This window comes from Aquibium carbonis (genome assembly GCF_003970795.1).
GTDB lineage: Bacteria > Pseudomonadota > Alphaproteobacteria > Rhizobiales > Rhizobiaceae > Aquibium > Aquibium carbonis.
This window is the reverse complement of the sequence record NZ_RWKW01000081.1, coordinates 1-12,892: the sequence shown is the minus strand read 5'-3', so window position 1 is coordinate 12,892 and position 12,892 is coordinate 1. Positions and strand designations below refer to the sequence as shown.

The 12,892-nt window shown below is 66.0% G+C and carries 13 protein-coding genes; 11 read left to right on the top strand and 2 right to left on the bottom strand.

Going from position 1 to position 12,892, the window contains the following annotated elements; translation table 11 throughout:
* Positions 1-72 precede the first annotated feature (72 nt).
* Together EJC49_RS19440 and crtD are read right to left on the bottom strand one after the other, a co-directional pair.
* Positions 73-990: a carotenoid 1,2-hydratase gene (locus tag EJC49_RS19440; RefSeq protein ID WP_245453481.1), complete on the bottom strand. Its 918-nt coding sequence runs from the start codon at positions 988-990 to the stop codon at positions 73-75.
* Positions 906-2,405, bottom strand: a complete 1,500-nt coding sequence (crtD, locus tag EJC49_RS19435) for a 1-hydroxycarotenoid 3,4-desaturase CrtD (RefSeq protein ID WP_342635365.1) — start codon at positions 2,403-2,405, stop codon at positions 906-908. The genes EJC49_RS19440 and crtD overlap by 85 nt, the downstream gene beginning before the upstream one ends.
* A gap of 157 nt (positions 2,406-2,562) precedes the next feature.
* Here crtD and EJC49_RS19430 point away from each other — a divergent pair, with 157 nt between their 5' ends.
* From EJC49_RS19430 to pufM, 11 genes are all read left to right on the top strand, one after another.
* Positions 2,563-3,441 (top strand): polyprenyl synthetase family protein, encoded by an 879-nt coding sequence (locus tag EJC49_RS19430; protein ID WP_126701596.1) that lies wholly within the window; start codon positions 2,563-2,565, stop codon positions 3,439-3,441.
* A 65-nt stretch (positions 3,442-3,506) separates the two neighbouring features.
* Positions 3,507-4,646 (top strand): methyltransferase, encoded by a 1,140-nt coding sequence (locus tag EJC49_RS19425; RefSeq protein ID WP_126701595.1) that lies wholly within the window; start codon positions 3,507-3,509, stop codon positions 4,644-4,646.
* Positions 4,647-4,744: 98 nt separating this feature from the next.
* Positions 4,745-5,686, top strand: coding sequence for a chlorophyll synthesis pathway protein BchC (gene bchC, locus EJC49_RS19420; protein WP_126701594.1), 942 nt, complete (start codon positions 4,745-4,747; stop codon positions 5,684-5,686).
* The gene (locus tag EJC49_RS19415) at positions 5,683-6,696 is read left to right on the top strand and encodes a chlorophyllide a reductase iron protein subunit X (RefSeq protein WP_170314794.1); all 1,014 of its coding nucleotides are present in this window, start codon (positions 5,683-5,685) and stop codon (positions 6,694-6,696) included. The genes bchC and EJC49_RS19415 overlap by 4 nt, the downstream gene beginning before the upstream one ends.
* 12 nt (positions 6,697-6,708) lie before the next feature.
* Complete coding sequence (gene bchY, locus EJC49_RS19410; RefSeq protein ID WP_126701593.1) at positions 6,709-8,328, top strand: chlorophyllide a reductase subunit Y; 1,620 nt, start codon at positions 6,709-6,711, stop codon at positions 8,326-8,328.
* Positions 8,328-9,773, top strand: coding sequence for a chlorophyllide a reductase subunit Z (gene bchZ / locus EJC49_RS19405; RefSeq protein WP_126701592.1), 1,446 nt, complete (start codon positions 8,328-8,330; stop codon positions 9,771-9,773). Before bchY ends, bchZ begins: the two co-directional genes overlap by 1 nt.
* A 27-nt stretch (positions 9,774-9,800) precedes the next feature.
* Positions 9,801-10,034, top strand: coding sequence for a hypothetical protein (locus EJC49_RS19400; RefSeq protein WP_245453480.1), 234 nt, complete (start codon positions 9,801-9,803; stop codon positions 10,032-10,034).
* Positions 10,035-10,158: 124 nt separating this feature from the next.
* The gene (gene pufB / locus EJC49_RS19395; RefSeq protein ID WP_126701591.1) at positions 10,159-10,380 is read left to right on the top strand and encodes a light-harvesting antenna LH1, beta subunit; all 222 of its coding nucleotides are present in this window, start codon (positions 10,159-10,161) and stop codon (positions 10,378-10,380) included.
* A 13-nt stretch (positions 10,381-10,393) separates the two neighbouring features.
* Positions 10,394-10,576, top strand: a complete 183-nt coding sequence (pufA, locus tag EJC49_RS19390; RefSeq protein WP_126701590.1) for a light-harvesting antenna LH1, alpha subunit — start codon at positions 10,394-10,396, stop codon at positions 10,574-10,576.
* A gap of 118 nt (positions 10,577-10,694) precedes the next feature.
* The gene (gene pufL / locus EJC49_RS19385; RefSeq protein ID WP_126701589.1) at positions 10,695-11,519 is read left to right on the top strand and encodes a photosynthetic reaction center subunit L; all 825 of its coding nucleotides are present in this window, start codon (positions 10,695-10,697) and stop codon (positions 11,517-11,519) included.
* 11 nt (positions 11,520-11,530) lie between these two features.
* The gene (gene pufM, locus EJC49_RS19380) at positions 11,531-12,454 is read left to right on the top strand and encodes a photosynthetic reaction center subunit M (RefSeq protein WP_126701588.1); all 924 of its coding nucleotides are present in this window, start codon (positions 11,531-11,533) and stop codon (positions 12,452-12,454) included.
* Positions 12,455-12,892 lie beyond the last annotated feature (438 nt).

Below are 12,892 nucleotides of genomic sequence, written 5' to 3'. Positions count from 1 at the left end.
ACCGCGAACGCGCCGAACGGGCGCGCTGGACAGGCGATCCCGTGACCAACGCACAAGAAATGGACGCCGACGTCACCGGCGGCGCGGCATGCGAAACGGCAGGAGCATCCGCACCCAAGGTGCAGCGAAACGGTCGAGATCGACGCTCTCGCTGATCGTCGGCTCCAAACGATCCGAAGGGCCCGCCAGGCACCCGGTGCGTGTATAGAAGGGCGTATCTTCGAAGGTGCGCACGTTCACCGGCTCGCGTCTCGACCGCAGCGAACGCCGGACACGCCACAACGTGCCGGGCAGGACCCGAACCGGTTCTTCCTCGACTGCGTCGATCGCCCCGTCCTGCCCATAGGCGAGCGCCAGCGATCGGGACGGGCCATGTCGCGGCTCGAGGTCGTAGAAGATCGTCGTGTCCTTCGCGCCACCTGTTCGCGACCAGGTCCAGCTTCTGAAGGCGTTCTCGATCGGTTCGTCGCCCGCATTCATGTCGACATAGGCCGATCCGCTCCATGAAAGGCAGGGCGCGTCGAACTCGACTGTGATCCGCGCGCGGGGCGCCACGGGTCGCCATCGGTGCCGCCCGGCGGCGTCGAGATCGTGAACCGCGTGAAAGATCGGGCCGGGGTCGATCGTGACGCGGCCGATCATGCGGCGCGGCAGCGGAAAGGCCCACTCGTCGATGTCGATGACGAGCCGCTCATCGTCAAGGCGCAGCGCGCTCGGCCCGATCGATAACCGATCGGGCGCACGCTCGACGGATTGCTTCGATCTCTCGGTCATGGACCAGCGCCCCGGACCGGCACCATAGAGAATGGCGTTGATCGCCACATGGTTCATCGGATCGGCGCGACCGCGTTGCCGCGCCCAGGCGTAATAGGGGGAAAAGACGCTTCCGACGAAGGCAATGACCGTCAGCGCATGGCGCCCGTCATCGCTCGTCGCATCGACGTACCACCACGCATAGCCGCCGGGCGGGACCTCGCCGTCGAAGCGCAATCGCGGATCAGCAGATCGGCCGCGTGCCATCCCGAGAGGGCCGCCATCGGCAAGCCCGGTCCCGGATGCACCGCCCCGCCGGCCAGATAGAGACCCTTGATGCGGCTCCTCGCCGTTGGACGCTGGAAGGACGCCGCCCAGCCGTGCGAGGCCCGGCCGTAGAGAGCTCCGCCGGTCGCCGGAAAGAGCTGGCCGAACGCTGCCGGCGTCGTCACGCGCATGTCCTCCACCGAGAAATCCAGGCCCGCAAGCGCCATCCGCTTCTTCGCCGCCTCGATGCATGTCGCGATCTCCTCCTTGCCGAGCGGCCCGGCGCCAGTCTCGGCCGGTGCATTGATGATGGCGAACAGGCGCTCCGTTCGGCCTTGCGACGCGTCGTCGTCAGCGCGATCCTGCGCGCAAAGATAGACCGTCGAATCGGCGGGCAGATGCCGCCGCTTGAAGATGGCGTCGAACTCGGCGCGGTAGTCGTCCGAGAAAAACACGCCGTGACGGATCAGCGGAAAGGACCCCACGTCGGCGACCAGGGACAAGGTGAGCGCCGACAGCGAGCGTTCGGTTGGTGCGAACGGCGCGACAGCGCCGCGCGCCGCATCGCCCAGCAGCCCCTCGGCAAGCGCCGCCGGGTCGCCGTTGAAGACCACGGCTTCGGCCGGGATCTCCTCGCCTTCGGCGAGCCGCACGGCACAGGGCGCGCCATGGCGCATCACGATCTCGCTGGCCGCGGCGCCGCAGCGTATTCGCGCACCTGCCCGGCGGGCACCGTCGGCGAGGCCATCGGCCAACCGGCGCATGCCGCCGACGACCATCCAGACGCCGGCCTGCTCGACATGGGCGACCAGCATCAGCGGACCAGGCGCGACAAAGGGAGAAGAACCGCAATATGTGGCGTACCGACCAAACAGCTGGCGCAGGCGCTCGTCGCGAAAGTAGGACGATACAACCTGCCAGAGGGATGAAAAGGCGCGAATGCGGGCGAGCGCGGCAAGTCCGCCGATCCCGCTCGACGCGACGAGCTTCGGCATGTCGGGTTCGGGCTCGCGCATGAAAGACGCGTCGAGCGTGTCGAAGACTTCAGCGGTGCGGGCGCAAAAGGCCTTGTAGGCCCGCGCCTCTCGCGGACCCGCGAATGTCCCGATCGCATCGGCCGTGCGTTCGGGATCGGCATGCAGGTCGAGCCGCGACCCATCCGGCCACCAATGCCTGGCGAGAATGCCGGCGGGAGTGACGGGAACGGAAGCGGCGAACTCCTGCCCGGCCATGGCGAACACCTGATCGAAGATGCCTCGCATCGTCAGGACGGTGGGCCCGGAATCCACTAGCCGTCCCGCCGCCTCCAGGACGCGCAGCTTGCCGCCCGGCATCGCGTCTTTTTCCAGAACCGTGACGTCGCACCCGCGCGCGGCCAGAAGCATGGCGGAAACGAGACCGCCAACCCCAGCTCCGATCACGACGATGCGCGGAGTTAGCGATGAAACCGGAATTGCGACTAGGTCGATCGTCATGGCCTTGTGTAAACTATTTTTTACAGGCAAAGTAGTCCAATATTCGTTACATATGAGAGGTGCCGCAATGCCCGAAGACAACGCATCGCACCGGATCGAGGAAAGTCTGCGACTGGCGCTGGCGCGATCCTGCGGGGTGGCGGCGCCGCCGAGAATCGCAGCCGCTATGCAACATGCGGTGTTCCCCGGCGGCCAGCGCATTCGTCCCCGGTTGACCCTGTCCATTGCGACAGCCTGCGGAGACGACAAGCCGGTCCTTTCCTCTGCTGCCGCTGCGGCGATAGAACTCCTGCACTGCGCGTCGCTGGTTCACGACGACATGCCCTGTTTCGACAACGCCGGCACCCGTCGCGGAAAGCCGTCCGTGCATGTTGCCTACGGTGAACAGATCGCGCTGCTTTCCGGAGACGGGCTGATCGTTCTCGCCTTCGAAACCGTGGCGCTGGCGGCAATCGCCGATCCGCTTCGCTCGGCCGCGCTGGCCATTGTCGTTGCAAGGGCGGTCGGCACACCCTACGGAATCGTGGCCGGCCAGGCTTGGGAAAGCGAGCCCTCACCGGATCTCGTGGCCTATCAGCGAGCCAAGACGGGCTCCCTGTTCGCGGGTGCCTCCATGGCCGGCGCCGCGGCTGCCGGGCACGTGGCGGAACCCTGGGGCGCGCTCGGCTTCTGCCTCGGCGAAGCCTATCAGGTCGCCGACGACATCCGCGACGTGCTCTGCACGGAGGCCGAGATCGGCAAGCCGATCGGCCAGGACGAAGCGCTCGGGCGGCCGAACATGGTTCACCAGTTCGGCGTGGCGGGCGCAGCGCGGCGGCTGAAGGATCTCGTCGAACAGGCCGCGGAATCAGTGCCGGACTGCCCCGGGCAGGCCGCGCTCAAGGCCCAGATCCACGCGCAGGCCTCTCGCTTCCTGCCGAGGGAGGCAGCGCGAGTCGCGGCATGACCGTTCCCGCGCGATCGGGCGATACCCGAGCCCGGATGTCGGCGCTCGCCTGCACGGATGAAAAGATGCGTCCTTCGTCCGACCGCTCCGTTCCGCCGGGCCGTGGCGCCAGCCTGCGCGACAGGTTCCTGGACTGGAAAGCTCGCCTGATCGCTGATTCGGGCTTCAGGCGCTTCGCGGCCCGCTTTCTTCCGACCCGCTTCATCGCGCGGCGCGCGGCCGGCGAGCTCTTCGACCTCACGGCCGGCTTTGTCTACTCACAGGTGCTCGCCGCCTTCGTACAATTGCGCCTCCCGGACTATCTGCACGCCGCGCCCCGCGATCTGCAAGAGGTTGCCGCACGGACACAGCTTTCCCCTGATCGCGCCGAGAGACTGCTGAACGCCGCGGCGGCTCTGAAACTTGCACGACGTCGCAGCGATGGACGCTGGGCGCTGGGCGATCTCGGCGCGGCGCTCGTCGGCAATGGCGGCGTCACCGCGATGATCGAGCACCATCGGCTCCTCTATGACGACCTGCGCGATCCTATCGGCCTCCTGACAGGCGATGGCGAGACGTCGCTGTCGCGATTCTGGAGCTATGCCGCGCGCGATCCCGCCGATGCCGCCGAGGCGACCAGATACTCGAAGCTGATGGAAGCCTCGCAGGCCTTCGTCGCGGAAGAGGTGCTCGACGCCCTGCCCTTGTCCCGGCACCACCGGTTGATGGATGTCGGCGGCGGCACCGGCACCTTCGTCGCCGCGGTCGCGACCCGGGAGCCGAGCATCGGCCTCATGCTCGCCGATCTTCCCGACGTCGTCGCGCTGGCTCGCGAAAGGCTCGCCGCCCAGGGGCTCGCAGCCCGAGTTCGTCTGCATGGGGTTAACGTCCTTTGCGAAGCACTGCCGCATGGCGCCGACATCATCACGTTGAACCGGGTGCTGCACGACCATGACGACGCGAACGCGCTCGCGATTCTCAAGGTAGCGCGAGCCGCATTGCCGCCGGGTGGCACGCTGGTCGTCGCAGAACCGATGGCGGGGACGCCCGGCGCGGAGCGTGCCGGCCACGCCTATTTCGGCTTCTACCTGCTGGCCATGCGGCAGGGGCGCCCGCGCAGCTTCGACGAGATCGCCCGACTGGCCGCCGCGGCGGGAATGCGTGGGGTGCGGGAGCATCCGACCGCTACGCCGCTGCTTGTCAGGGTGCTCAGCGCACAGGCCTGAAACTGGCATGTGTATATTCTAATTGACATCCTACCTTGTAAATATAAGATGACACATATAGCAGATCGCCGGATCAAGCCGGCGGCAAGGAGGACGAAATGCGGTCAAGAGCCGTCGTTCTCGAGAGCCCCGGGCACATCGCACTCGCGGAACTCGATTTAACCGACCCCGACCACGAGGACGTGATTGTCGAAGTCGAGCACAGCGGCATCTCGACCGGCACGGAGAAGCTCCTTTTCACCGGCCGCATGCCGGAATTCCCAGGAATGGCCTATCCGTTGGTTCCCGGTTACGAGACCGTCGGGATCGTCGCAGAAGCCGGCCCGCAATCGACGCGACGCGTCGGGGATCGGGTCTTCGTACCAGGTGCGAATTGCTATGGCCCGGTGCGCGGACTGTTTGGTGGCGCATCTTCGCGCATCATCGTGCCGGGCCGCCGCACCCTGCCCGTCTCGCCAGCCATCGGCGACGAAGCTGTCTTGCTGGCGCTGGCCGCTACCGCGTGGCACGCGGTGTCTCCCGACCAGTGCCGCCCGCCGGAATTGATCGTCGGACACGGCGCGCTCGGACGGCTTGCCGCCCGCATCGTGTTGGCAACCGGTGGCCGGACGCCGACCGTCTGGGAGACCGACCCCGCCCGCCGCACCGGCGACTTCCCCTATGCCGTGATCGCTCCGGACGCCGACACGCGCCGCGATTACCATCGCATTCTCGACCTGTCGGGCGATGCCGGAATCTTCGACAGCCTCGTGGCGCGGATCTCGCGCGGCGGCGAAATCGCGCTTGGTGGTTTCTATGCCGAACGGGTCTCCTTCGCCTTTCCGCCGGCCTTCATGCGTGAGGCGCGTTTCCGCGTAGCCGCCGAATGGCGCCCGAGCGACCTCGACGCCGTCTCGGCCCTGATCGAGACCGGGCGACTCTCGCTCGACGGAATCATCACTCACCACGCACGACCAGTCGAAGCCGAGCATGCCTACCACACCGCCTTTGGCGATCCATCCTGCCTGAAGATGGTGCTCGACTGGAGAAATGCCGCATGAACGCTCCCATGAAGACGCCGGAAGGCGGCCTGCTTGCCCTTGTCGAGGCCGTACGCGCGGAAGCGGCTCACGAGCCGGATCCCGTCCACACGGGCGAAGTGAAGAAAGAAACGCAGATCATCGCGATCTACGGCAAGGGCGGCATCGGCAAGTCGTTCACGCTCGCCAACCTCTCCCACATGATGGCGCAGCAGGGCAAACGCGTCCTACTGATCGGCTGCGACCCGAAGAGCGACACGACCTCGCTTTTGTTTGGCGGTCGCGCCTGCCCCACCATCATCGAAACCTCGTCCAGGAAGAAGGCCGCTGGCGAGGACGTCCAGATCGGCGACGTCTGCTTCAAGAGCGGCGGTGTCTTCGCCATGGAGCTCGGCGGGCCGGAGGTCGGTCGCGGCTGCGGCGGTCGCGGCATCATCCACGGTTTCGAACTGTTGGAGAAACTCGGCTTCCATGACTGGGGCTTCGACTACGTGCTGCTCGATTTCCTGGGCGACGTGGTGTGCGGCGGCTTCGGCCTGCCGATCGCCCGCGACATGTGCCAGAAGGTCATCGTCGTCGGCTCGAACGACCTGCAATCCCTCTACGTCGCCAACAACGTCTGCTCGGCGGTCGACTACTTTCGTAAGCTCGGGGGCAACGTCGGGGTAGCCGGCATGGTCATCAACAAGGATGACGGCAGCGGCGAAGCCCATGAATTCGCCAAGGCGGTCGGCATCCCCGTCCTGGCATCCATCCCCGCAAACGACGACATCCGCAAGAAGAGCGCCAACTACCAGATCGTCGGCTATCCCGGCGGCGAATGGGGATCGCTCTTCGCCGAGCTCGCCGAGAACGTGGCCACGGCCCAGCCGCAGCGACCCAACCCGCTCACGCAGGACGAGCTGCTCGGCCTGTTCTCCGCCAGCGACACCGGCCGCAACGTCGTCCTCGAGCCTGCGTCGCAATCCGACATGCGCGGCGGCATCGTCATTGAGCGCCCGTCCCTCGAAATCGTCTACGACGAGAGTTGAGCGGCGCCCGCCATGGAAAGCCCTCGCAACAGCCTCGACGGAACCTCGGACACGGCCGGATCGGAAGTGGTCTATGACCGTTCGACCGAGACCGCCCTCGACAACCTGCCGGTCGCATCCTCCCGCGATCCGGAGCCGGTCGCGCCGCGTGTTTCGGCGGACGGTCAGGGCTGCCATGGCGGCAAGGCCGAACTGACGAGATCGGCGATGGCCTCCGGCAATGCCGACATGATGGCCAGACTCAAGGCCGACTACCCGCAGGGACCGCACGACCAGCCGCAGTCCATGTGTCCCGCCTTCGGCTCGCTGCGCGTCGGCCTGCGCATGCGACGCACTGCGACAATCCTCTCCGGCTCGGCCTGCTGCGTCTACGGCCTCACCTTCACGTCGCATTTCTACGGCGCCAAGCGCACGGTCGGTTACGTGCCGTTCAACTCCGAGACACTCGTCACCGGGAAGCTCTACGAAGACATCCGCGACGCTGTACACAAGCTCGCCGACCCCGCGCTCTACGACGCGATCGTGGTCACCAACCTCTGCGTGCCGACCGCGTCTGGCGTGCCGCTCCGGGCATTGCCGAAGGAAATCAACGGCGTGCGCATCATCGGCATCGACGTGCCGGGCTTCGGCGTGCCGACCCACGCGGAAGCCAAGGACGTGCTTGCCGGTGCGATGCTGGCCTATGCACGCAAGGAAGCGCAGTCCGGCCCGGTGCAGGCGCCTGCCGGCGGACGCAAGGAACTGCCGGCGGTGGCGCTCCTGGGCGAGATGTTCCCGGTCGATCCGGTCACCATCGGGCAGATGCTCGAGCCGCTCGGCCTCTCCGCCGGCCCGGTCGTGCCGACGCGCGAATGGCGCGAGCTCTACGCTGCGCTCGACTGCGTGGCGGTTGCCGCGATCCATCCCTTCTACGCCGCCTCGGTCCGCGAGTTCGAGGCCGCCGGCCGCCCGATCGTCGGTTCCGCGCCGGTGGGCATCGCCGGAACGGCCGCCTGGCTCGATGCGATCGGCGCCGCCTGCGGCGTATCGCGAGCACGCATCGACGATGCCAAGTCGCCGATCCTCGCCGCTACCAGGGCGGCCCTCGACGGCGCGCCGGTCAAGGCACGAATCACCCTGTCGGGCTACGAGGGATCCGAACTGATCGTCGGCCGCCTGCTCAAGGAATCCGGCGCCGATTTGCGCTACGTCGGCACCGCCTGCCCGGCGACACGCTGGAACGCCGAGGACGCCGCATGGCTGCGCGCCGAGGGCGTGCATGTCGAGTTCCGCGCGTCGCTGGAGACCGACCTCGCCGCGGTCGACGGCTTCGAGCCGGAGCTCGCGATCGGCACGACGCCGGTCGTCCAGCACGCCAAGCAGAAGTCCTTCCCCTCGCTCTACTTCACCAACCTGATCTCGGCCCGCCCCCTGATGGGACCGGCCGGCGCCGGCTCCTTGGCGGCCGTCATCAACGCGGCGGTGTCCAACACGGGTCGCTTCCAGCGCATGTCGGCCTTCTTCGACGGCGTCGGCGAGGGGCATCGCGCCGGCATCTGGCCCGACGCCGGCCATCTGCCTCCAAAGGAAAAGCCCGTCGCGGCCAGGTCGCTGGTCGCCGCGAAAGCCTCCGTCACGATGGAGGATTTCTGATGCTGATCGCCGATCACGACCGCGCCGGCGGCTACTGGGGCTCCGTCTACGTCTTCAGCGCCATCAAGGGCTTGCAGGTCATCATTGACGGTCCCGTCGGCTGCGAAAACCTGCCGGTGACCGCCGTTCTGCACTACACCGATGCTCTGCCCCCGCACGAACTGCCGATCGTCGTGACCGGGCTCGGCGAGGAAGAACTCGGTCAGACCGGCACCGAACAGGCGATGAAGCGCGCCCACGGCACGCTCGATCCCGCAAAGCCGGCGGTCGTCGTCACCGGATCGATCTCCGAGATGATCGGCGGCGGCGTCACCCCCGAAGGCACGCGCATCATGCGCTTCCTGCCGCGTACGATCGACGAGGACCAGTGGCAGAGCGCCGACCGCGCCCTCCTGTGGCTCTGGAAGGAGTTCGGCCCGAAGAAGGTCAGGAAGGCACCCGCGAAGCGGGAAGGCGCAAAGCCCCGGGTCAACATCATCGGACCGATCTACGGCGCCTTCAACATGCCGTCCGACCTCGCCGAAATCAGGCGCCTCGTCGAAGGCATTGGCTGCGAGATCAACCTCATCTATCCGCTCGGAACCGACATTTCGGAAACACCAAAGCTGGCGGCTGCTGACGTCAACGTCTGCCTCTACCGCGAGTTCGGCCGCAAGCTCTGCGAAGCACTGGACAAACCTTACCTGCAGGCTCCCGTCGGGCTGCACTCCACCACGGCATTTCTGCGCAAGCTCGGCGAGCTGACCGGCCTCGACCCGGAACCCTTCATCGAGCGCGAGAAGATGACGACGCTCAAGCCCGCCTGGGATCTCTGGCGCTCGGTGACGCAGGACTTCTTCGCCACCGCGAGCTTCGGCATCGTCGCCTCCGAAACCCATGCGCGCGGCATCAGGCATTTCCTCGAAGCCGATCTCGGTTTTCCCTGCGCATTCGCGGTCGCCAGGCGGCCCGGCGAGAAGCCCGACAACGAGGCGGTGCGGGCACTGATCCGGACCAAGCAGCCACTGGTGCTGTTCGGATCCTTCAACGAGCGCATGTATGCGGCCGAAGCCGGTGGTCGCTCGTCCTATATTCCCGCCTCGTTTCCGGGCGCGATCATCCGCCGGCACACGGGCACGCCCTTCATGGGATACTCGGGCGCAACATACATCATTCAGGAGGTCTGCAACGCGCTGTTCGATGCGCTGTTCCGGATCCTGCCGTTGGCATCCGACCTTGATCGCGTCGAGGCGACGCCGTCGCGTCTCCATCGCGAACTCGCCTGGGACGAGGCGGCGCGCGTCGCGCTCGACCGGGCCGTCGAGAACTATCCGGTGCTGGTGCGGATTTCCGCCGCCAAGCGGCTTCGCGACCGCACCGAGCAATCCGCCCGCCTTGCCGGCGAACATCGCGTGACCACCGAGCGGATCAAGTCCGCACTGGCCGACGCCTTCGAGCCGGCATGAGCGACGGACAACAATGGGAGAAGCAGCATGGCAAGCATCGAGATGAATGGCAGCCATCCACACCGCGATCGCCGTCGCGCCGAACAGCGCGAATATCGGCTGATCTGCGTGGCGGCCTATCCGCTGTTCCTCGCCGCGATGATCGTCCAACGCGCCCTGGCGCTGTTCGGGCTGGTCGACGCCGGCCCCACACCGCGTCGCAATGTCTTTTCCGCCGCCCGGGCAGCGACAGCATCCTGCATTCCGTTCGCCTTCCGGTGAACGACCGAGCTTCCGGCCGGGCAACCGGCTGGAGGACGCCGGCGGCCCGCGGGCCGACGGCAAAGCCGCCGCCCGGATGCTCCGGGCGGCACATGGCCGAAAGGCCGAACCGAAGGAGGTAGCCATGGCTGCAACTGATGGGTCCCTGTCGGGACTGTCCGAGGCGGAAGCCAGGGAATTCCACTCCGTGTTCATGAGTAGCTTTATCGGGTTCGTGATCGTCGCGGTCATCGCCCACATCCTGGCATGGATGTGGCGGCCGTGGCTTCCCGGTCCGCAAGGCTACGCATCGCTCGAGGACGGCATACAGCCGATCACGAGTGCCCTCCTCTCGCTCGTCGCATAAGGGGGAAGAACCGATGTGGAGAATCTGGTTGCTGTTCGATCCGCGCAGGTCGCTGGTCGCACTTTTCACGTTTCTGTTCGTGCTGGCGCTGGTGATTCATTTCATCCTGCTCAGCACCGACCGCTTCAACTGGCTGGAGGGTCCGCGTGCCGCGGCTTCCGCCGCCACGGTGGAACTGGTTGTCGACAACGCCTGACAAGGAATTGTCGAGACGGACCAAGAATGACGCGGGCGGCTTCCGTGCCGCCCGCGCCGATCCTTTCGGCGGCGCCGTCCGCGCCGCGCAATCTGCGCCCTGATGGGGGAGGCTCGCGATGGCAATGCTGAGTTTTGAACGCAAGTACCGGGTCAGGGGCGGAACCCTCCTCGGCGGCGACCTATTCGATTTTTGGGTTGGACCCTTCTACGTAGGCTTCTTCGGGGTCACGACCATTTTCTTCACCGCGCTCGGGGTGGCGCTCATCGCCTACGGCGCAGCCCTCGGGCCGACATGGAACATCTGGCAGATTTCCATTAATCCGCCCGCGGAGGAATACGGCCTCGGCTTTGCCCCCCTCAAAGAAGGTGGGCTTTGGCAGGTGATCACCATCTGCGCCACGGCAGCTTTCTGCTCATGGGCGCTGCGCCAGGCCGAGATTGCCCGCAAGCTCGGCATGGGCTTGCATGTGCCTTTCGCCTTCGCCTTCGCGATCCTCGCCTACGTGACGCTTGTAATCGCGCGTCCGATCCTGATGGGTGCCTGGTCGCATGCGTTTCCCTACGGCATCTTTACCCATCTCGACTGGGTATCGAACACTGGATATTCGTACGGAAACTTCCACTACAATCCAGCGCATATGGTGGCGATCACCTTCTTCTTCACGAATTGCTTGGCGCTCGCGCTGCATGGCGGCCTCATTCTCTCGGCGACGAACCCGAAAAAAGGGCAGACCGTCAAGACTGCCGAGCATGAGAACACCTACTTCCGCGACACGATCGGCTATTCGATCGGGACCTTGGGCATTCATCGTCTCGGGGTGTTCCTGGCCATCTCAGCCTCATTCTGGAGCGCGGTCTGCATGATCATTTCCGGACCGTTGTGGACCGATGCGTGGTCGGAGTGGTGGGAGTGGTGGCGTCAAATTCCGGTGTGGAGCTGAGGGAGGTCAACATGATCGAGAACCAGAACATCTTCAGCCGTGTCCAGGTCCGTGGCGGGCCCGATCTGGGCGTCCCCATCCCGGCCGGCGTGTGGAACCGGGGAACGGATACGTGGTCCAGCAGTCTGCTAGGAAAGATCGGCGACGCGCAGATCGGTCCCCTCTATCTCGGATGGCTGGGGCTTGCGTCCTTGATGTGCGGCTTCATCGCCATCGAGATCATCGGCCTCAACATGCTGGCCCAGGTGAACTGGAGTCCCCAGGAGTTCATCAAGCAGTTCTTCTGGCTGGCGCTTGAGCCGCCGTTGCCCGAGCACGGATTGCGTATCCTGCCGCCGCTGAAGGAAGGCGGTTGGTGGTTGATGGCAGGATTCTTCCTGACCGCCGCCATACTGTTGTGGTGGGCGCGCATGTATCGTCGCGCCCGGGCACTGGGCATGGGCACCCACATCCCCTGGGCTTTCGCATCGGCGATCTGGCTCTACCTTGTACTGGGCTTCATCCGGCCGCTGCTGATGGGATCCTGGAGCGAAGGCGTGCCCTTCGGCATCTTCCCGCATCTCGATTGGACGAACAACTTTTCGCTCACCTACGGCAATCTGTTCTACAATCCGTTCCATGCACTCTCGATCGCCTTCCTCTATGGCGCAGCGGTGCTGTTTGCCATGCATGGCGCCACCATCCTCGCAGTCAGCCGCCTCGGTGGCGAGCGCGAGATCGAACAGATCGTCGATCGCGGGACGGCCTCCGAACGCGCAGCGCTGTTCTGGCGCTGGACCATGGGCTTCAACGCCACGATGGAATCGATCCATCGCTGGGCCTGGTGGTTCGCGGTGCTCTGCCCCCTCACCGGCGGCATCGGCATCCTGCTCACCGGTACGGTTGTCGACGACTGGTTCGCCTGGGGCGTTAAGCACGGCCTCGCCCCCGGTTGACGGAAAAGTCGGGCCGTCGTCCACGGCCCGACGCCAAGACTGGCGCGATGGCGGATGGTGCCGCCGCGCCGGAGCCGGGACGACCGGCCCCTCCTGTTCGTCTCGCGCGAAACGGGCCCGACCTCGCAGGAGGTCGGGCCCGATTTCTTGTCTGAAGGGAAATGCCTAGCGGACCAACCCGAGAAATCGCGTCCGCTGCCCACTCTCGGGTCAAGACGCGTCCGGATCGACGAACGTCACCCCTGAAGCCGGTCCAGCGCTGGACGTGGTGGTTCGCGACGCCTGCCTCACGGAGGACACCGGCGTCCTGCTTACGGGCACGGTCGGTCGTCGACGACTGGTCCGCTTGGGGCGTCAAGCATGGCCTCGCTCTAGGTGTCGTTGCTATGGAGGTTGTCCGTCCGAGGCTTGGATGGGAGGTTGTTGTTGCGACACGAC

Coding starts and splice junctions, on each gene's coding strand:
- bchZ (WP_126701592.1), top strand. CDS start 8,328: ATGCTGATCGCCGATCACGACCGCGCCGGCGGCTACTGGGGCTCCGTC.
- crtD (WP_342635365.1), bottom strand. CDS start 2,405: ATGCTTCTGGCCGCGCGCGGGTGCGACGTCACGGTTCTGGAAAAAGAC.
- EJC49_RS19400 (WP_245453480.1), top strand. CDS start 9,801: ATGGCAAGCATCGAGATGAATGGCAGCCATCCACACCGCGATCGCCGT.
- pufM (WP_126701588.1), top strand. CDS start 11,531: ATGATCGAGAACCAGAACATCTTCAGCCGTGTCCAGGTCCGTGGCGGG.
- bchY (WP_126701593.1), top strand. CDS start 6,709: ATGGAAAGCCCTCGCAACAGCCTCGACGGAACCTCGGACACGGCCGGA.
- bchC (WP_126701594.1), top strand. CDS start 4,745: ATGCGGTCAAGAGCCGTCGTTCTCGAGAGCCCCGGGCACATCGCACTC.
- EJC49_RS19415 (WP_170314794.1), top strand. CDS start 5,683: ATGAACGCTCCCATGAAGACGCCGGAAGGCGGCCTGCTTGCCCTTGTC.
- pufL (WP_126701589.1), top strand. CDS start 10,695: ATGGCAATGCTGAGTTTTGAACGCAAGTACCGGGTCAGGGGCGGAACC.
- EJC49_RS19430 (WP_126701596.1), top strand. CDS start 2,563: ATGCCCGAAGACAACGCATCGCACCGGATCGAGGAAAGTCTGCGACTG.
- pufB (WP_126701591.1), top strand. CDS start 10,159: ATGGCTGCAACTGATGGGTCCCTGTCGGGACTGTCCGAGGCGGAAGCC.
- pufA (WP_126701590.1), top strand. CDS start 10,394: ATGTGGAGAATCTGGTTGCTGTTCGATCCGCGCAGGTCGCTGGTCGCA.
- EJC49_RS19425 (WP_126701595.1), top strand. CDS start 3,507: ATGCGTCCTTCGTCCGACCGCTCCGTTCCGCCGGGCCGTGGCGCCAGC.